We start from the raw sequence: 17,528 nt of genomic DNA, 5'->3' as shown, positions 1-17,528 counted from the left end.
GACCACAACCGTCTCCAGCCGGGCCGGCAGCCCCGGCATCGACAGCGCCTACGCCTGGATGCGGCTCGGAATTTCCGTGCTTTTGGCGACGATCGGGGGCGTCGGCATGTGGGCGGTCGTCGTGGTGCTGCCCGCCGTGCAGGCCGAATTCGGCGTCGATCGCGGGGCCGCGTCGATGCCCTACACCGCGACCATGATCGGTTTCGCCGCCGGCAATGTGCTGGTCGGCCGCGCCGTCGACCGCATGGGTTACTGGATCCCGGCGCTCATTGCCTCGGTGGCGCTCGGCGCTGGTTTCCTGCTGGCGTCGCTGACCACTTCGATCCTGCAATTCACCCTTGCCCAGGGGATTTTGATCGGCGTCGGCACGTCGGCGATCTTCGGGCCGTTGATCGCCGACATCTCGCATTGGTTCAACCGCCGGCGCGGCGTCGCGGTGGCGGCCGCCGCTGCCGGCAATTATCTCGCCGGGGCGATCTGGCCGGTGGCGATGCCCTATGTCATGCAGGGCGAAGGCTGGCGCTTCACCTATGCCGCGATCGGCGTCGTCTGCCTCGCGACCATGGTACCGCTGATCCTGCTGCTCAGGCGCGGCGCACCACGCGCCGCCGCTCCCGGTTCACCCGGCAGCCGGCCTGTCCAGCCGATATCGCTGTCGCCGGCAGCCCTGCAGGTGCTGCTCGTCGTCGCCGGGCTTGGCTGCTGTGTGGCGATGTCGATGCCGCAGGTCCATATCGTCGCCTATTGCATCGACCTTGGCTACGGCGTGGCGCGCGGCGCCGACATGCTGTCGATCATGATGGCGGCGGGCGTCGTCAGCCGGCTGGGTTCCGGCTTTCTCGCCGATCGCATCGGCGGCGTGAAAACCCTGCTGATCGGCTCGGTGCTGCAGGGCCTGTCGCTGCTGCTCTACATCCCCTTCGACGGGCTCGCCTCGCTTTATGTCGTCTCGCTGGTCTTCGGCCTGTCGCAAGGCGGCATCGTGCCTTGCTATGCCATCATCGTGCGCGAATACATGCCCGCCAGAGAGGCCGGCCAGCGCGTCGGCATCGTCATGATGGCGACCATCTTCGGCATGGCGATCGGCGGCTGGATGTCGGGCTGGATCTACGATCTGACCGGCTCCTACGCCGCCGCGTTCCTCAACGGCATCGCCTGGAACCTGCTGAATGTGGCGGCCATGGTGCTGCTTTTGTGGAAGGCACGGCGCAGCGCCGCGGCGATGGCCTGAAGCGACCCTGCCCGAGCCGGCACAAAAAACCGCCTCGGCGGCGGGTCGTTGGCGCAAATCAGCACCATGAATAAATTCCTAGCATAACTGCCGTCACCTGTCAAGTTGATACTGCCCATTCCGAAGTGGCGCCGTCGGCGAAGCCGTCGATCTCCACGCAAGGGGGGAGATTGGATGTCGCTTTCGCCACCACCAATGCTGGAAGGCGGGCGGATCGGAGGCAGCGCAAAGCAAGCGATCGCCCTGGCTCTTCCGCCCGTTCGCTTGACAATGCCGCAAGGCTGCGCGACGCCAGACAGGGTGCGGCAGGTCGGGTTGGCATGGCGACAGTGGCAAAGACGCTGAACATCGTTGCGTGGTCGCGCTCCGGCGCAGGCGCCGCGTTCGGGACAAGGCTGTGATCAAACCGCGCTCACGCCGTGGCGGCGGCCGTCCGACCATCGCCGATGTCGCGCGCAAGGCCGGCGTCGGCGCCATCACCGTTTCCCGCGCCTTACGCGAGCCGGAGCGCGTTTCGGAGGATCTGCGCCGCCAGATCCAGGCCGCCGTCGACGAACTCGGCTATCTGCCCGATCCGAATGCGCGGGCGCTGGCTTCGGCGCGCGCCGAGGTCTTTGGCGTGCTGGTGCCGTCGCTCACCAACAGCGTCTTTGCCGAAGTGCTGCGCGGCATCTATGACAGCCTGTCCGACAGCTCCTTCCGTATCCAGCTCGGCAACACCCATTATTCCGGCCTCGAGGAGGAACGGCTGCTGCAGGTGTTCGGTCCCCAGCGCCCGGCGGCGCTGATCGTGGCGGGCATCGACCAGACGCCAACATCGCGAAGACTGCTCGAGACGGCCGGCTGCCCTGTGGTCCAGGTCATGGAGACCGGACCCGATCCGGTCGACATGATGGTCGGCTTCTCGCATTTCGACGGGGGCAGGGCGGCGACCGAGCACATGATCGAAATGGGCTATCACCGCGTCGGCTTCATCGGCGCGCGCATGGACCCGCGCTCGCAGCGGCGTCTGGCCGGCTATCGCGCGGCGATGGAGGCGGCCGGCCTGTTCGACGCGCGGCTGGTCACCACCACGCCGGTGCCGTCCAGCGTGACGCTCGGGCGCGAGTTGTTTCGCGACGCGTTGGCCAAGGCGCCGACGCTCGACGGGGTTTTCTGCAACAATGACGACATCGCGCTCGGCGTGTTGTTCGAGTGCCACCGCGCCTCGATCGCCGTGCCGAAGACGATCGGCATCACCGGCTTCAACGATCTCGACATGATGGAAGTGGCCTTTCCGTCAGTCACCAGCGTCCGGACGCCTCGCTACGAGATCGGCCGGCGCTCGGTCGCCATGGCGCTCGCGGCGATTGCAGGCAAGCGGCCGCAGGAGCCGGTCGTCGACCTCGGTTTCGAACTCAAGCGCCGCGAGAGCACGGCCCGCTGAAAGTACTTTGCAGGCATTCGCGAAATGCCGCTTTACACTGCGTCATGGTAGCGCTACCATCCACCTCTGGGCGAAAACTCGCGGCAAAGACCCAAGTCTGTTTATTATATATAAGCGACAGATCACACTTGTTTATTATGTATAATATGATAGTTTTTGCTCAGGTTTACAGAGCGGCAAGGGAGGAGATCGGGTCGGCATTCGGCCACCTGAAAAGCGCGACGGGCAAGGCGGGAGGTGCCGGGCCAGACGCGCGAGACGCGTAACAACAATCAGAAACTGCAACTGGGAGGAAATATCGATGATCAAGTCACTCGTTGGCGGCATCGTTGCTGCCACTGCATTCGTTATGCTGAGCTCGTCGGCGCTCGCCGAACCTGAAATCGTCACAGGCCCGTCCGCCGAGCCGGACTGCTTCGCCCCATGGGCCGCCGACACGCAGTTCTTCAAATTCCCCAAGAAAGAAGGTCCATACCGCATTGCGCTCGCCAATGGGTATATCGCCAACACCTGGCGCATCCAGATGGTGCAGACGGCGAAGGCCTATGCGGCACAGCCGGAGGTCGCGGCGAAGCTGAAGGAGTTCAAGGTCGTCTCGACCGGCGAAGACGTGCCGGCGCAGATTTCGGCGATCAACAATTTCATCGATTCCGGCTATGACGCGATCGTCGTCAACGCGCAGAATCCGACGGCGTTCGGACCGGTCATCAAGCGCGCCAAGGAAGCCGGCGTCGTGCTGGTCGCCTTCGACAACATTCTCGATACCAAGGACGCCATCAACGTCAATGTCGATCAGAAGGGCCTTGGCGCGCTGTGGGGCAACTGGCTGATCAAGCATGTGCCCAATGGCGGCAAGATCCTCGAAGTGCGCGGCGTTGCCGGCACGTCGGTCGACACCGATCGCCACAACGGCATCCACGAGGTTCTCGACGCTTCGGGCAAGAAGTGGGAGGTCACCGAAGTCGTCGGCAAGTGGGACGACGGCGTGGCGCAAAAGGCTTCGGCCGACGCGATCGCCACCAACGGCCCCTTCGACGGCGTCACCGGGCAGGGTGGCGACACCGGCATCGTGCAGGCGATGATCGACGCCAAGCATCCGTTCGTGCCGTTCGGTGGCGAGACCGAAAATGGCTTCCGCAAATACTGCGCCAAGTTTGCCGCGGAGGGGCTGAAATGCTCGTCGGCCGGAACCGGCCCCGCCCAGGTCGCGGTCGCCGTCAAGACGGCGATCGCCGCGCTTGAAGGACAGGTCGTCCCGCAAGCGGTGAAGCTGCCGCTGGCGATCGTCGAGGATCCGAACTTCAAGGAAGGCCAGGACTATTTCCCCGACCAGTCCGACAATTTCTTCGTCGGCAACTCCTTCCCGACCTGCGGCATCAATTTCACCGCGCAGGAAATCATGGGCCAGAGCAAGGAAAACCAGTAGGCTGATTGTTCGGCGCCGCGGGACATCCCGCGGCGCCGGTCCCGAAGAACGAGCGCCTTGGGAGGGGCCGATGGACGGTGCGGTTCCGCTCTTCCGCATGGAGGGCATATCCAAGCGCTATGGCGGTGTGCGGGCGCTGGAAAAGGCCGAGCTTTCGGTCACATCAGGCAGCATTCACGCCATTCTCGGTGAAAACGGCGCCGGCAAATCGACGCTGATCAAGGTCATGGCCGGCGTCGTCGCGCCCGACGAAGGCCGCATGATGCTGGACGGAAGCGAGGTGACCTTCGCTTCGCCGGCCGCCGCCAACCAGGCCGGCATCGTCTGCATCTTCCAGGAACTGTCGCTCGTCCCCGAACTCAGCGTCGCCGACAACATCGTCATTTCCGATCCGCCGAAGCGCTTCGGCATGATAGACCGCAAGGCGCAGCGAAGGATCGCCGAGGAGGCGCTGGCGCGCGCGGGCGCCGCCGACATCCACCCGCGGGCGCTGGTCAAGGATCTTCCTCTTTCAAGAAGGCAGATGGTCGAGATTGCCAAGGCGCTTGCCAGGAAGCCGCGCATCCTGATCCTCGACGAGGCGACATCGGCGCTCACCGCGGCCGACGTCGCCAAGATTTTCGGCGTCTTGAAGCGGCTGCGCTCGGAAGGGCTGGCGCTGCTCTACATCTCGCACCGGATGAACGAGATCGCCGAGCTTGCCGACCAGTGCACGGTGTTCCGCAATGGCCGCAATGTCGCCAGCTACGTGGCAGGCACGAAGAGCGACAATGAAGTGGTCGAGCTGATGATCGGCCGTGAATACAGCCATATTTTCCCACCGAAGCCGGTGCGCGCGCCGGCCACCGCCGCGCCCGTTCTGGAGGCGCGCAAGCTTTCCTGGACCGACCGGCTGGACAATATCTCGCTCACAGTCGCCGCAGGCGAGGTCGTCGGCCTTGGCGGTCTCGACGGCCAGGGCCAGCGCGAATTGCTGCTCGCCTTCTTCGGCGTGCTGCGCGGCCTGTCCGGTCAGATATTGATCGATGGCAAACCGGTCACGATCGCCAGTCCGGCCGCCGCCCGGGATGACCGGATTGGCATGGCGCTGATCCCGGAGGACCGCAAGACGGAAGGGTTGATGCTGCCGATGACGGTGCGCGAAAACCTCTCCTTCGCCGCGCTCGACCGGCTATCCAAGGCCGGCATCATCGACCGTGCCGCCGAGCAGCGGCTGATCGACGACATGGTCGGCCTGCTTGCGATCAAGACGGCCGGCCTCGACATTCCAGTCGGTGCGCTGTCCGGCGGCAACCAGCAGAAGGTCGTCATCGCCAAATGGCTGATGCGGCAGCCGCGCATCATCCTGCTCAACGATCCGACACGCGGCATCGATGTCGGCACCAAGCAGGAATTGTATCAGCTGATGCGCAAGCTCGCCGACCAGGGTGCGGCGATACTTTTCTACTCGACCGACTATGACGAGTTGATCGGCTGCTGCGACCGGGTGCTGGTGCTCTATGACGGAGCGGTCAAGCGCGAGCTGGTCGGCGCCGAAATCACCGAGCGGGCGCTGATCGCCAGCGCGCTCAACATCCATGGCGAAGAAATGCATGCCGGCCAAGGAGCGGACGCGTGAGAGATTGGCGCTACTGGCTTGCCGAACAACGCGGAACGTTGCTGGCGTTCGGCATCTTCATCATGATGTTCATCATCTACACCTCGAACCACCCGGCGGGCTTTACCGCCAATGTCGTGCAGACGGCTTCGAACAAGGGCGTGCTGCTTGCCTTCGTCGCCATGGCGCAGACGCTGGTGGTGATCACCGCCGGCATCGACCTTTCCGTCGGCATGATCTTTCTGCTGACCAACTGCCTGGCCTCATGGCTGGTCATCGGCACCGGCATCGAGACCGCGTTCGGTGTGTTCGCGGTGCTCGGCACCGGGCTGCTGTGCGGGGCGATCAACGGCGCCATCGTCATCTACGGACGGCTGCAGCCGATCGTCGCCACTATCGCCACGGGTGCTGTCTATTTCGGCATCGCGCTGCTTTTGAGACCGTTTCCGGGCGGCTCGGTCAACGAGGACCTCGCCGACGCGCTGACCGGGCGTCTGTTCGGCGTGGTGCCGGCGAGCCTGGTGGTGCTTATGGCCGTCGTGCTCGTGGTCTGGGTGCCGTTCAGCCGGTCGGTGCTCGGCCGCGCCGCCTACGCTGCCGGATCGTCGGAGATGGCGGCCTACATGTCCGGCGTGCCGATCCGCCGCGGCAAGTTCGCCGCCTATGCGCTGGCCGGCCTGCTGGCGGCGATCGGTGGGCTGTTCCTCACCTTCTTCACCTATACGGGCGAGGCGGCCTATGCCAGCGGCAATGCCTATACGCTGTTCTCGATCGCTGCCGTGGTGCTTGGCGGCGTCTCGCTGTTCGGCGGCAAGGGCAGCGCCATCGGCGCGATCTTCGGCGCGCTCGCCTTCCGCACCATCGGCGACCTGCTTTTCGTCTTCGATTTCGATCCGCTCTGGCAGCCCCTGTTCCAGGGTGTCATCCTGCTGATCGCGGTCAGCCTCGGCGCCTTCGCCCTGTTCAGGGTTCGCAACCGGCTGGAGTGGTTCCTATGAGCGAAACGGCCATCGGCGGCATCGCCGGCCGCATGCCGAAATTCATCCGCCGCGCCGATCCCGCGGTGTTGACCGCCTTTGCCTGCATCGTGCTGTTGCTGTTTGTCGGCAGCCTCTACTCACGCAGCTTCCTGTCGCCGGAATATCTGCTGCAGCAGCTCAAGGTGGCCTCGTTTCTCGGCATCATCGCCACCGGCATGATGCTGGTCATCCTGCTCGGCCAGATCGACCTGTCGGTGCCGTGGTCGGTGGCGGCGGGCGCGATGATGGCCTGTGCGGCCGCCGCCTACGGCCCGGTCGGCGTGGCGCTGGCGATCCCCTTCGGCATTTTCTGCGGTATGCTGATCGGCCTCGTCAACGGCATCGGCGTCGCTTATCTGCGCATTCCCTCGATGATCATCACGCTCGCCACCAATGCCGTCGCGCAAGGGCTGATGGTGGTCTATACGGGCGGCTTCTCGCCGCAGGATTCGGCGACCCGGGCGATGCGCTATCTGGCGACCGGCTTTGCCATTCCGGGGGTGCCCAATGCCGTCGTCATCTGGGCGCTGATCGGTGCCGCGATGGTTTTCGTGCTGACCCGCACCGGTTTCGGCCGCACCGTCTACGGCATCGGCAATCGCGAGCGTGCCGCCTATCTCTCCGGCATCGATACGCGGCGTGTCGTCATGATCGCCTTCGCCGTCTCCGGCGGTCTTTCCGCCTTCGGCGGCGTGCTCCTGGCCGGCTATGCCTCCAAGGCGGCGCAGTCGATGGGCGACGCCTATCTGCTGCCGGCGATCGCCGCGGTGGTGCTTGGCGGCACCTCGATCCTGGGCGGACGCGGCTCCTATCTCGGCACGGTCGCGGGCGTCATCCTGATCACGCTTTTGCAATCCATTCTCTCCGTCATGCAGATGCCGGAGGCGGGGCGGCAGATCATCTATGGCGTGGTCATCGTCGCCATGCTCCTGCTCTACGGCCGCGCGCCGGCCAGCCGCTGACCCGCATCGTGGACGAAAAGGCAGCACACCTGCGAAGCGACCCCGTTGGGTCCGCACCGGCCATCGTGGTGATGGGCGTCGCTGGCTGCGGCAAGTCGGCCGTCGGCGAAGCACTGGCCGCGGCATTGGGCGCTGTCTTCGTCGAGGGCGACCGGCTGCATCCGCCCGAAAACGTCGCGCGCATGGCCAGCGGCGAGCCGCTGACCGATGCCTTGCGCGAAGGTTGGCTCGACGCGATCGGCCAGCGCATTGCGGGATCGGTCGGCAGCGGGCAAGGCGTGGTCGCCGCCTGCTCGGCGCTGAAGCGCAGCTACCGCGAGCGTCTGCGCGGCTTTTGCCACGACATCGTTTTCCTCTATCTGGAAATCGATCCCGCGACCGCAAAGCAGCGTGTCGGCGCCCGCCAGGGCCATTTCATGCCGGCAAGCCTGGTCGACAGCCAGTTCGCCACGCTTGAAGCGCCGGCAACGGATGAGAACGCATTGACGCTCGATGCGACGCGCCCGATCGCCGACATTGTCGCCGATGTCATAAGCCTGTTCGAGGCGAATTCATGAGCCGCCGGCGCTGATCCCGCCTTGGTGTGGTTGATCAGATCTGCGACGTCAGCTCGACCGGAAAATCGTCGTTGTCGGCATCGCGCATGGCGGCGAGGCTGCGATTGTCCAGCACCTCGGCGACCGCCTGGCGCACCTCCAGCATCATGTGCCGGACCTGGCATGTCGCCTCGTCGCAATCCTCGCAGCGCTGATATTGGGTGCGGCTGGCGCAAGGGATCGGCGCCAGCGGCCCGTCGAGGACACGCACGACATGGCCGATCTTGATCTCGGAGGCCGGCCGGGCGAGGCGATAGCCGCCTTCCTTGCCCTTGCGGCTCTGGACGAAGCCGGCATTGCGCAACTCGCCCAGGATGGCATCGAGGAATTTCTTCGGGATGTTGTTGGCGACCGCGATGTCGTTGACGAATGCGAGCTGGCCGACCGGCAGGCCGGACAGATGCACGAGGGCCTTGAGGCCGTATTTGCCTTTTTTGGTCAGCATGCCCGAGTCAACCCATGAAGCCCCAACCACCCGCGTCTGGCGGCTGTTTGTGTGCAAATCATGACGGTTAGCCGTGCGATGCCGTTTCGCGCAGACAATCCGCCTGATGACACATTGCCCGCAAACGCGTTGATTCTTCGTAACGTTTTGCAGGGCAGGCGCCTGGAAAGCGGGAAATCACCTTTCCCGAGCGGAAAACGAAGAAAGCCAGCAAAAGCCGGCTTCCCATCGTGTTCGAAGATCGCTTGCTTCAGCGGCTGCCATAGGTCTGGTCGAGCAGTCCGCCCGCGGCGAAATGCTCGGCCTGGATCTTAGCCCAGCCGCCGAAGACATCTTCCACCGTCAGCAGGCGGACATCGGGGAACTCTGCCTTGTATTTGGCGGCGACGGTCTGGTCGCGAACCCGGTTGCCGTTCTCGGCAAGGATGTCCCGGCCCTGCGGCGTGTAGAGGAAGTCGAGATAGGTCTTGGCGAGGTCACGCGTGCCATGCTCGTCGGCGACCGTGTCGACGATCGCCACTGGAAACTCCGCCAGCAGGCTGACCGAGGGCGTCACCTGCTCGAACTTGTCCTCGCCATACTCCCCGCGGATGCCGCGCGTTTCCGACTCGAAGGTGATTAGCACGTCGCCGATCTCGCGCTGCACGAAGGTGGTGGTCGCGGCGCGTCCGCCGGTATCGAAGATCGGCACGTTGTTGAACAGCTTGGTGACGAATTCCTTCACCTTGGCGTCGTCGCCCTTGAAGGCTTCCTTGGCATAGGCGGTGGCCGCCAGATAGGTGTAGCGCGCGTTGCCCGATGTCTTCGGATTGGGGAAGATCACCTGGACGTCGGCGCGCACGAGGTCGTTCCAATCCTTGATGTTCTTCGGATTGCCGGCGCGCACCAGGAAGGACGGCAGCGAATAGAAAGGCGAGGCGTTGTCGGGGAAATCCTTCTGCCAATCGGCGGAGACGAGGCCATTCTTGACCAGGAATTCGATATCGGGGACCTGGTTGAAGGTGACGACGTCGGCGCCGAGGCTTCGACGATGGCACGCGCCTGCGCCGAGGTTCCGGCATGCGACTGATCAATGGTCACGCCGGGGCGCTCTGATATGAAGGCCTTGTTGACCTGCGCAAACAACTCACGACCGACATCGAAGGAAGCGTTCAGCAATTTGTCGGCTGACCAGGCTTGGGAGGATGCGAGGAACAGGCCGGCCAATGTGGCGACGCCAAGCAAAAATCGCTTCATGAAAACAGGCTCCGTGAAAACGCCGTTTATCGAATGCCTAAGGATAATCGGACGATGCCTGCCGCGACGAGGCATGCAAGCCGGATCCATGGCGTTGCCGTGAGAAAAAGCGTTGCCGAAACAGCCAATTGCTAGGATTTTCTTCCAAGCAGGGTCATTACGGCTTTTCTCGCCCCGCCGCTGGTGCTTTTCCAATCACCTCCCTGGTCAGGTCAACGAAATAGATACACATTGTGTATGCGGAGTGCTATGGTGAGGAAGAGGAGCCCTCCATGACAAAGACTACACCTGAGACCCACGCCAAGCCTGTCAATCTGCGCATCCGAGAGGACGTGCGCGTTCTGATTGACCGAGCCGCGAAAATACGCGGGAAGACCCGCTCCGACTTTATGATCGATGCCGCCTATCGCGCGGCCGAGGACACGCTGCTCGACCAAGCGCTGGTCAAGGTGGATCCCGAGAGCTACCAGCATTATCTCGACATTCTTGATGAACCACCGAGCGGCGAAGGTTTTGCACGCCTTATGAATGCGCCCAAGCCCTGGCAGGGCTGATGCTGTCGGCGCCCACGCCCCTTGCCGACCATCACGATCTCGATTTTTTCCAAAGCGGGACAGAGAGCCTTGATCAATGGCTTCGTCGCAGGGCGCGGGCCAACCAGGTCAGCGGCGCGTCGCGTACTTATGTGGTAACGGAAGGCGCACGCGTTGTCGGCTACTATTGTCTCTCCTCGGGTGGGCTTGATCTTGCGGAAGCGCCAGGCGCTATTCGCCGCAACATGCCGGATCCCGTTCCGATGGCCGTGCTCGGCCGTCCCGCCGTGGATGCAAGCTGGCAAGGGAAGGGGCTAGGCGCAGCGCTGTTGCAAGACGCCGTTCTGCGCACCGGTCACGCCGCGACGATCCTCGGGATTCGCGGCATTTTTGTTCATGCCATATCGGCTGAAGCGAAAGCCTTCTACGAGCACTACGGCTTTGCGGCTTCCCCGAAAAATCCGATGACCCTGGTGCTCTCGCTGAAGACGCGTTGAAAGGCAGTCGGTGTCGCTCAGCATGAAGAGGCGACTGCCATCGGTACGGTTGGCAATCGCCTTGTAGCTACGCTGCCGGAAAAAGCTTCCAGCGCCGCGGCCGAAACACCACCCGGCTTTTCTGCGCCGCCGGATGGTCGACGGGCAGCTCGATCTCGACCCGCTGGCGATCGCCGCCGATTTCGAGCTCCACCCGTCTGGTGCCGGCGACTCGGCGGCTGGCGGCGACCGTACCGGCGATGCAGCCATTGCATTCGTCCACCAGATCCACATCGTGCGGGCGGAAGAACAGCGTCGCTTCGCCCTGCGGTGCCTGCGGCGCGGAGAGCCCGATCGGGCGGTCGGCAATCCAGACCTGGCCATCCTCGACCTTGACCGGAATCGAGCTCGATTCGCCGATGAAGCCGTAGACGAAGGGCGAGTTCGGCGTGTCGTAGATTTCATCGGCGGTGCCGACCTGCTCGATGCTACCCTGGCTCATCACCACCACGCGGTCGGCAAGCTCCAGCGCCTCTTCCTGGTCATGGGTGACGAAGACCGTGGTGTGGCCGGTGGCGTCATGGATGTCGCGCAGCCAGCGGCGCAGCTCGCGGCGGACCTGGGCGTCGAGCGCGCCGAACGGCTCGTCAAGCAACAGCACGCGCGGTTCGATCGCCATGGCGCGAGCCAGTGCCACGCGCTGGCGCTGGCCACCCGAAAGCTGCGCCGGATAGCGCTTCTCCAAGCCGGAAAGCTGGACGAGGTCGAGAAGCTCGGAGGCCCGGCGGCGGATTTCCTGCGCCGACGGGCGTGTCGGCCCGTGCCGAACTTTTAAGCCGAAGCCGACATTGTCGGCGACCGTCATATGGCGAAACAGCGCATAATGCTGGAAGACGAAGCCGACATTGCGCTCCTGGATCGACTTTTGCGACGCATCCTCCTCACCGAAGAAGATTTTTCCCTTCGTCGGCCGCTCCAGCCCGGCGATCAGCCTGAGCAGCGTCGTCTTGCCGGAACCGGAAGGCCCGAGCAGCGCGATCAGCTCGCCGGACTTGATGTCGAGCGAGACATCGTGGAGGGCCGGAAACCGCTCAAACTCCTTGCGCACGTTGGCAACGCGAACTTCCATCAACCGTCCCTTTTCAGTTTTCAGTGTCCGCGCGTCGCGGCGAGCTCGGCGCCGTAGCGCATCTCGAGAAGTGTTTTCAAGACCAGCGTGACGAGCGCCAGGCCGGCAAGCAGCGAAGCGACGGCGAAGGCGGCGGCGGCATTGTACTCGTTGTAGAGGATTTCGACATGCAGCGGCATGGTGTTGGTCAGCCCGCGTATGTGGCCGGACACCACCGACACCGCGCCGAACTCGCCCATGGCGCGGGCATTGCACAGCAGCACGCCGTAGAGCAGCCCCCATTTGACGTTGGGCAGCGTCACGTACCAGAAGGCCTGCCAGCCATTGGCGCCGAGCGATAGCGCCGCCTCCTCGTCGCCATTGCCCTGTTCCTGCATCAAGGGGATCAGTTCGCGGGCGACGAAGGGGAAAGTGACGAAGACGGTGGCGAGCACGATGCCCGGCACGGCAAAGAGGATGACGATGCCATGCGCCTTCAGCCAGGCGCCGAACAGGCCTTGCGCGCCGAACAGAAGCACATAGACCAGGCCGGAAATGACCGGCGAGACCGAAAACGGCAGGTCGATGAGCGTGGTCAGGAAGGCCTTGCCCTTGAACTCGAACTTGGCGATCGCCCAGGCAGCGGAGATGCCGAAGACGATGTTGAGCGGAACCGAGATCGCCGCCACCAGCAGCGTCAGGCGGATCGCCGAGCGCGTGTCGGGGCTGGCCAGCGCCTCCGTATAAGCATCGAGGCCCTTTGCGAAGGCTTCGTTGAAGACGACGATCAGCGGCAAGAGCAGGAAAATGCCGAGGAAGGCAAAGGCCACGATCATCAGCACGGCTTTCGCCGGGCGGCCTTCGGTCACTGCCGCCGACTGGCTTTCGTGGTGCGGTGCGTAGGATTTGATCTCCGGATCAGCCATAGCGCTTGCGGCTCCACGTCTGCACCAGATTGATGACCAGCAGCATCATGAACGACAAAGCGAGCATGATGGCCGCGATCGCGGTCGCCGCCGCGTAATTGTACTCCTCCAGCCGGATGACGATCAGCAGCGGCGCGATCTCGGATTTGTAGGGCAGGTTGCCGGCGATGAAGATGACGGAGCCGTATTCGCCGACGCCGCGCGCGAAAGCCAGCGCGAAACCGGTGACGATGGCCGGCGCGAGGCCCGGAAGCAGGACCCGGGCGATGGTCTGGAAGCGGTTGGCGCCGAGTGTAGCGGCCACTTCCTCGACCTCCTTGTCGATCTCTTCCATGATCGGCTGGACGGTGCGCACCACAAATGGCAGGCCGATGAAGATCAGCGCGATGACGATGCCGAGCGGCGTGTAGGCGACCTTGATGCCGAGGGGCGCCAGCAAACTGCCGAGCCAGCCATTCGGCGCGTAAAGCGTGGTCAGCGCGATGCCGGCGACCGCCGTCGGCAGCGCGAAGGGCAGGTCGACCATGGCATCGACGATGCGGCGGCCAGGAAAGTTGTAGCGCACCAGCACCCAGGCGACGATCGTGCCGAAGACGACATTGACGGCGGCCGCGATGAAGGCTGTGCCGAAGCTGATTTGAAGCGCGTTGATAGTGCGGCGGTCGGTGGCGATCGCCCAGAAATCGGTCCAGCCGAGCGCGGCCGATCGCCAGATCAGCCCCGACAGGGGAATGAGGATGATGAGGGTGAGGTAGGCAAGCGAGAAGCCGAGCGTCAATCCGAAACCCGGAATGACGCTCGGCTGTCTGAACCGCCACCCCGCCTTGGCGGGTGCTGTGGTCATGTCGAGTCTGGCTTGCTGGTCTTACTGGGCTGGCTTGTAGATCTGGTCGAATATACCGCCGTCACCGAAATGGTAAGGCTGCGCCTTCTTCCAGCCGCCAAAAAGTGGATCGTCGATGGTGATCAGCTTGATGTCAGGCAGTTTGGCAAGGTCCTCCGCCGGCACCAGCTCGGGCTTCGACGGACGATAGTGGTTCTTGGCAATCAGCGTCTGGCCTTCCTTGGAATAGAGGAAGCTCAGATAGGCTTCGGCGACTTTTCGCGTGCCCTTGGCATCGACATTGGCGTCGACCACGGCGACCGGCGGCTCGGCCAGGATCGAGGTTGGCGGGTAGACGATGTCGAAATTGTCGGCGCCGAACTCGTCGAGCGCCAGATAAGCCTCGTTTTCCCAGGCCAACAGCACGTCGCCCAGGCCCTTTTGCGCGAAGGTCACGGTCGCGCCGCGCGCACCGGTGTCGAGCACCGGAACATGGGCGTAGAGGTTGCCGACGAATTCCTTCGTCTTGGCCTCGTCGCCGCCATCCTTGGCGTTGGCATAGGCCCAGGCGGCGAGATAGTTCCAGCGCGCGCCGCCCGAGGTCTTGGGATTCGGCGTGATCACCTGGACGTCGTCCTTGACCAGGTCGCCCCAGTCCTGGATGTCCTTCGGATTACCCTTGCGCACAAGAAAGATGATGGTCGACGTGTAGGGCGCCGAATTGTTCTCGAACTTGGTCCGCCAGTCGGGATAGATCTTCTTCGATTTCGAGACGATGGCGTTGATGTCGCCTTCGAGCGCCAGCGTCACCACGTCGGCGTCGAGGCCGTCGATCACGGCGCGGGCCTGGGCGCCCGATCCGCCATGCGACTGCTGGATGGTCACCGTCTCGCCGGTCTCGGCCTTCCAGTGGGCGGCAAAGGCCTCGTCGAATTGCTTGTACAGCTCACGTGTTGGATCATACGACACATTGAGGATGGTGGTATCGGCAAACGCGAAACCGAGCGTTCCGAACTGGACCGATGCAGCGACCAGGGCGCCGAGCAGTTTCCTGAAACGAGGATTGGTCATTAACGCCTCCGTTGAACTCCCCTCAAGTCTACTGAATTAGTAGAGATTAGATGCATCCAATGTTGCTTTTTTCGTCGTGTTGAAGCAATTTTTCGCGGATGTTGGGCCCCATGAGGAAATTCTTTCCTAGTCACGCCGCGATGCGGAACCCGGGCTCAAGAAGCAGCTGAAAAGGAGCAGGTCGCGCCTCGGCAATAGCTGGATGTGATCGGGGCACGATTTGCGCTCGCAGTAGCCGGTGGTTTATTCGGCGGTGACGGTAAAAATCGAAGCGCCGCTTTCGAAACGGCTCGTTTCGTTCCGGCGCAACCCCCTCTGCCCGGCAGGTCAGAGGGGGTGCCTCGGAACAGGCATTGGTGCGTATCCCGCTCTCCGCTGGCCTTCCGGAAAGCCAATGCCGTGAATCGCTTGGCGCCGTCTATTCAACGAAGACTTTCACGCTCGCGGCACGCCCGGCCGCGTCGATCACTGTCAGGGTCGAATAGCCGGCGCCGTCCGGCTGCCAGGTTGCGGTGCGCCGCCGGTTGATGCCGGCCAGCGGCTTGCCGTTGGCCAGCCAGCGGAACGGCGCACGGCCGCCTTGCAGTTTCAGCACCAGCGGCGAGGCCTCGGCGGCCGCGGTGCCGAGATCGACGCGGGCGCCGTCGGGCGGAAAGACGATCGTCGGCGCGGGCTCGGTCGGCGTCGCCTGGACCAGCCCGTCGGCGCCGGAACCGAAGCGCGCCAATGTCACCGGCAGATCGTCCCGCCTGGGTCTGATCACGCCCGCCGGCTGGCTTGGCAGCGGCACGGCAGCCAGGCCGGAGCGGACAAAGCCCTCGAACAGGATGGGTGCGGCCGAGACATAGCCGGACAGGCCGGGCACCGCGCCGGCATCGGGACGGCCGACCCAGACGCCCAGCACGTAGCGCCCGTCGAAGCCGATCGACCAGGCATCGCGGTAGCCGTAGGAGGTGCCGGTCTTGTAGGCGATGCCGCGCTGGGCGGCCCCCTCGGGCGGCTTGACGCCCGACAATATGTCGGTGATCTGCCAGTTCGCCTGATCGTCCAGGATGGTCACGGTGGAGCGCTCGGCATTCGTCGGCTCGGTGCCGTCATGCAGCGTGTGCGCCTTGCCGCCATTGGAAAGCCCGGCATAGAGCTGGACGAGATCGCGCAGCGTCGCGCCGACGCCGCCAAGGCCGATGGCGAGACCCGGCGCCTTGTTGACGGGCAGGACAGGCGTCACGCCGGCCTGGCGGAAGCGCGCGAGCAGCCGCGCCGGCCCGACCGCGTCGAGCACTCGGATCGCCGGTACGTTGAGCGACAGTTGCAGCGCCTGCCGGATGCTGACGTCGCCCTGGTAGCCCATGTCGAAATTCTTAGGCCGGTAGCCCCCGAAATCCGTCGGACTGTCGTCGATCAGCGTTTCCTGCGCGACCAGTCCCTGTTCGAAGGCGAGCCCATAGATGAACGGTTTCAGCGTCGAACCAGGCGAGCGGACGATCCTGGTCATGTCGATCCAGCCGGAGCGGCTGGCGTCGAAAAAGTCGGCGGAGCCGACCTCGCCGAGGATGTCGCCGGTGCGGGCGTCGGCCAGCACCATGGCGACGGACAGGCGGGCCCCGAGGCGGGTGGCGGCATCCCTGGCCACCTGTTCCAACCCTTCCTGGACGCTTTTGCGGATCGTCAGTCGCAACGGCTGGCCGGGAACGGCCCTGGGCAGCATCGCATAGGCGGCGTGGGCGGCGAGCGCCGGCAGCGTGCGGCGGATGCCGGAAACGTCGTCGAGCGCGGCACGCGCGGCCTCGCGCTCGCCGAGCAACCTGGCCGTAACCATGCGCGTCAGCACCCGGTCGCGGGCGGCGTGGGCGATCGTGAGGTTGCGGTCGGGCCGGCGCTTTTCCGGCAGTTGCGGCAGGGCGACGAGCAGGGCCGCCTCCGAGACCGTCAGCCGCTTCGGCTCCTTGCCGAAATAGGCCAGCGAGGCGGCGCGCACGCCTTCGAGATTGCCGCCATAGGGGGCCAGCGTCAAATAGCGTCCGAGGATCTCGCGCTTGGTGAGCCGCCGCTCGATCTGCAGGGCGCGCAGCATCTGCTTGACCTTCGAGCCGAGGCTGCGGCTGTCGCGCGGTTCGGTCAGCCGGGCGAGCTGCATCGACAGCGTCGAGCCGCCGGAGACGATACGGCCATTGGTCGCGAACTGACCGGCGGCGCGGGCCAGCGCCAGCACGTCGACGCCTCGATGATCCCAGAAGCGCTTGTCCTCGTAGGTGACCAGCATGTCGACGAACTGCTTGTCGACCTGGTCGAGGCGGGTCGCGAGCCGCCAATAGCCGTCCGGCGTGGCGAAGGCCCGCAACAGTTGACCGTCGCGGTCCTGCACTTCGGTCGACACGGTAAGTTCGGCCGGCAGCGGCGGCGGAAAGGCGCGGTCGAGCTGCCAGAGGCCAGCGGCCGAGAGGGCAAGGAAGCTGGTGAAGGAGGCGGCTGCGATGGCCGAACGACGCAGGAATCTTTTGGAGAGCACGGCGCTGCCCCTCATCCGCCTGCCGGCACCTTCTCCCCGTGTAGAGACGGGGAGAAGGGGGCCGTCGCGACCCTCGGCGCCTTTTCTGCAGCGTTCGAGATTGGCGAAGGCTTCGGTGCAGGCTTCTTTCTCCCCGTTCTACGG

Annotated in this window: 15 protein-coding genes and 1 pseudogene; 9 read left to right on the top strand and 7 right to left on the bottom strand. The window is 64.4% G+C overall.

Translation table 11 applies throughout. The annotated features are described in order from the left end of the window. Positions 1–58: 58 nt before the first annotated feature. The 7 genes from IQ26_RS17675 to IQ26_RS17645 all read left to right on the top strand — a co-directional run bounded on the left by IQ26_RS17675 (position 59) and on the right by IQ26_RS17645 (position 8,218). Positions 59–1,231 (top strand): MFS transporter, encoded by a 1,173-nt coding sequence (locus IQ26_RS17675; protein ID WP_208760179.1) that lies wholly within the window; start codon positions 59–61, stop codon positions 1,229–1,231. Positions 1,232–1,628: 397 nt separating this feature from the next. Next, positions 1,629–2,657 (top strand): HTH-type transcriptional regulator GntR, encoded by a 1,029-nt coding sequence (gene gntR, locus IQ26_RS17670; RefSeq protein ID WP_145719533.1) that lies wholly within the window; start codon positions 1,629–1,631, stop codon positions 2,655–2,657. A 301-nt stretch (positions 2,658–2,958) separates the two neighbouring features. Further along, positions 2,959–4,083, top strand: a complete 1,125-nt coding sequence (locus IQ26_RS17665; RefSeq protein WP_145719531.1) for a sugar ABC transporter substrate-binding protein — start codon at positions 2,959–2,961, stop codon at positions 4,081–4,083. Positions 4,084–4,153: 70 nt separating this feature from the next. Then, positions 4,154–5,701 carry a sugar ABC transporter ATP-binding protein gene (locus IQ26_RS17660; protein WP_145719529.1) on the top strand — a complete coding sequence of 516 codons (1,548 nt, stop codon included), beginning with the start codon at positions 4,154–4,156 and terminating at the stop codon, positions 5,699–5,701. Further along, entirely contained in the window at positions 5,698–6,678 is a 981-nt protein-coding gene (locus IQ26_RS17655; protein WP_145719528.1) for an ABC transporter permease, read from the top strand. Before IQ26_RS17660 ends, IQ26_RS17655 begins: the two co-directional genes overlap by 4 nt. Beyond that, on the top strand, positions 6,675–7,661 hold the full coding sequence (locus IQ26_RS17650) for an ABC transporter permease (protein ID WP_145719527.1): 987 nt from the start codon (positions 6,675–6,677) through the stop codon (positions 7,659–7,661). Before IQ26_RS17655 ends, IQ26_RS17650 begins: the two co-directional genes overlap by 4 nt. A gap of 8 nt (positions 7,662–7,669) precedes the next feature. Then, positions 7,670–8,218 carry a gluconokinase gene (locus tag IQ26_RS17645; RefSeq protein WP_407660324.1) on the top strand — a complete coding sequence of 183 codons (549 nt, stop codon included), beginning with the start codon at positions 7,670–7,672 and terminating at the stop codon, positions 8,216–8,218. A 34-nt stretch (positions 8,219–8,252) separates the two neighbouring features. Here IQ26_RS17645 and IQ26_RS17640 read toward each other — a convergent pair whose 3' ends face one another. Continuing rightward, a complete protein-coding gene (locus IQ26_RS17640; protein WP_126043014.1) occupies positions 8,253–8,702 on the bottom strand; it encodes an RrF2 family transcriptional regulator in 450 nt (149 codons plus the stop codon). A gap of 250 nt (positions 8,703–8,952) precedes the next feature. After that, positions 8,953–9,938 (bottom strand): annotated as a pseudogene (locus IQ26_RS17635) (sulfate ABC transporter substrate-binding protein). A gap of 272 nt (positions 9,939–10,210) precedes the next feature. Between IQ26_RS17635 and IQ26_RS17630 the strand changes: the two are divergent. Together IQ26_RS17630 and IQ26_RS17625 are read left to right on the top strand one after the other, a co-directional pair. Then, positions 10,211–10,492 carry a type II toxin-antitoxin system TacA family antitoxin gene (locus IQ26_RS17630; protein WP_145719526.1) on the top strand — a complete coding sequence of 94 codons (282 nt, stop codon included), beginning with the start codon at positions 10,211–10,213 and terminating at the stop codon, positions 10,490–10,492. Continuing rightward, on the top strand, positions 10,492–10,968 hold the full coding sequence (locus IQ26_RS17625; protein WP_145719525.1) for a GNAT family N-acetyltransferase: 477 nt from the start codon (positions 10,492–10,494) through the stop codon (positions 10,966–10,968). The genes IQ26_RS17630 and IQ26_RS17625 overlap by 1 nt, the downstream gene beginning before the upstream one ends. Positions 10,969–11,035: 67 nt before the next feature. Here IQ26_RS17625 and IQ26_RS17620 read toward each other — a convergent pair whose 3' ends face one another. From IQ26_RS17620 to pbpC, 5 genes are all read right to left on the bottom strand, one after another. Further along, positions 11,036–12,076, bottom strand: a complete 1,041-nt coding sequence (locus tag IQ26_RS17620; RefSeq protein WP_145719524.1) for a sulfate/molybdate ABC transporter ATP-binding protein — start codon at positions 12,074–12,076, stop codon at positions 11,036–11,038. Between the two features lie 20 nt (positions 12,077–12,096). After that, positions 12,097–12,981 carry a sulfate ABC transporter permease subunit CysW gene (gene cysW, locus IQ26_RS17615; RefSeq protein ID WP_145719523.1) on the bottom strand — a complete coding sequence of 295 codons (885 nt, stop codon included), beginning with the start codon at positions 12,979–12,981 and terminating at the stop codon, positions 12,097–12,099. Continuing rightward, entirely contained in the window at positions 12,974–13,825 is an 852-nt protein-coding gene (gene cysT / locus IQ26_RS17610; protein ID WP_145719522.1) for a sulfate ABC transporter permease subunit CysT, read from the bottom strand. The genes cysW and cysT overlap by 8 nt, the downstream gene beginning before the upstream one ends. Positions 13,826–13,846: 21 nt before the next feature. Then, a complete protein-coding gene (locus IQ26_RS17605; RefSeq protein WP_145719521.1) occupies positions 13,847–14,875 on the bottom strand; it encodes a sulfate ABC transporter substrate-binding protein in 1,029 nt (342 codons plus the stop codon). A gap of 418 nt (positions 14,876–15,293) precedes the next feature. Continuing rightward, positions 15,294–17,399, bottom strand: a complete 2,106-nt coding sequence (gene pbpC / locus IQ26_RS17600) for a penicillin-binding protein 1C (RefSeq protein ID WP_162457996.1) — start codon at positions 17,397–17,399, stop codon at positions 15,294–15,296. Positions 17,400–17,528 lie beyond the last annotated feature (129 nt).

Source organism: Mesorhizobium tianshanense, from assembly GCF_007830515.1.
Classification (GTDB): domain Bacteria; phylum Pseudomonadota; class Alphaproteobacteria; order Rhizobiales; family Rhizobiaceae; genus Mesorhizobium; species Mesorhizobium tianshanense.
This window is presented reverse-complemented; position numbering and strand designations above follow the sequence as displayed.

Coding starts and splice junctions, on each gene's coding strand:
- IQ26_RS17675 (WP_208760179.1), top strand. CDS start 59: ATGCGGCTCGGAATTTCCGTGCTTTTGGCGACGATCGGGGGCGTCGGC.
- IQ26_RS17665 (WP_145719531.1), top strand. CDS start 2,959: ATGATCAAGTCACTCGTTGGCGGCATCGTTGCTGCCACTGCATTCGTT.
- IQ26_RS17660 (WP_145719529.1), top strand. CDS start 4,154: ATGGACGGTGCGGTTCCGCTCTTCCGCATGGAGGGCATATCCAAGCGC.
- IQ26_RS17650 (WP_145719527.1), top strand. CDS start 6,675: ATGAGCGAAACGGCCATCGGCGGCATCGCCGGCCGCATGCCGAAATTC.
- IQ26_RS17640 (WP_126043014.1), bottom strand. CDS start 8,702: ATGCTGACCAAAAAAGGCAAATACGGCCTCAAGGCCCTCGTGCATCTG.
- IQ26_RS17630 (WP_145719526.1), top strand. CDS start 10,211: ATGACAAAGACTACACCTGAGACCCACGCCAAGCCTGTCAATCTGCGC.
- IQ26_RS17625 (WP_145719525.1), top strand. CDS start 10,492: ATGCTGTCGGCGCCCACGCCCCTTGCCGACCATCACGATCTCGATTTT.
- IQ26_RS17620 (WP_145719524.1), bottom strand. CDS start 12,076: ATGGAAGTTCGCGTTGCCAACGTGCGCAAGGAGTTTGAGCGGTTTCCG.
- cysW (WP_145719523.1), bottom strand. CDS start 12,981: ATGGCTGATCCGGAGATCAAATCCTACGCACCGCACCACGAAAGCCAG.
- cysT (WP_145719522.1), bottom strand. CDS start 13,825: ATGACCACAGCACCCGCCAAGGCGGGGTGGCGGTTCAGACAGCCGAGC.
- IQ26_RS17605 (WP_145719521.1), bottom strand. CDS start 14,875: ATGACCAATCCTCGTTTCAGGAAACTGCTCGGCGCCCTGGTCGCTGCA.
- pbpC (WP_162457996.1), bottom strand. CDS start 17,399: ATGAGGGGCAGCGCCGTGCTCTCCAAAAGATTCCTGCGTCGTTCGGCC.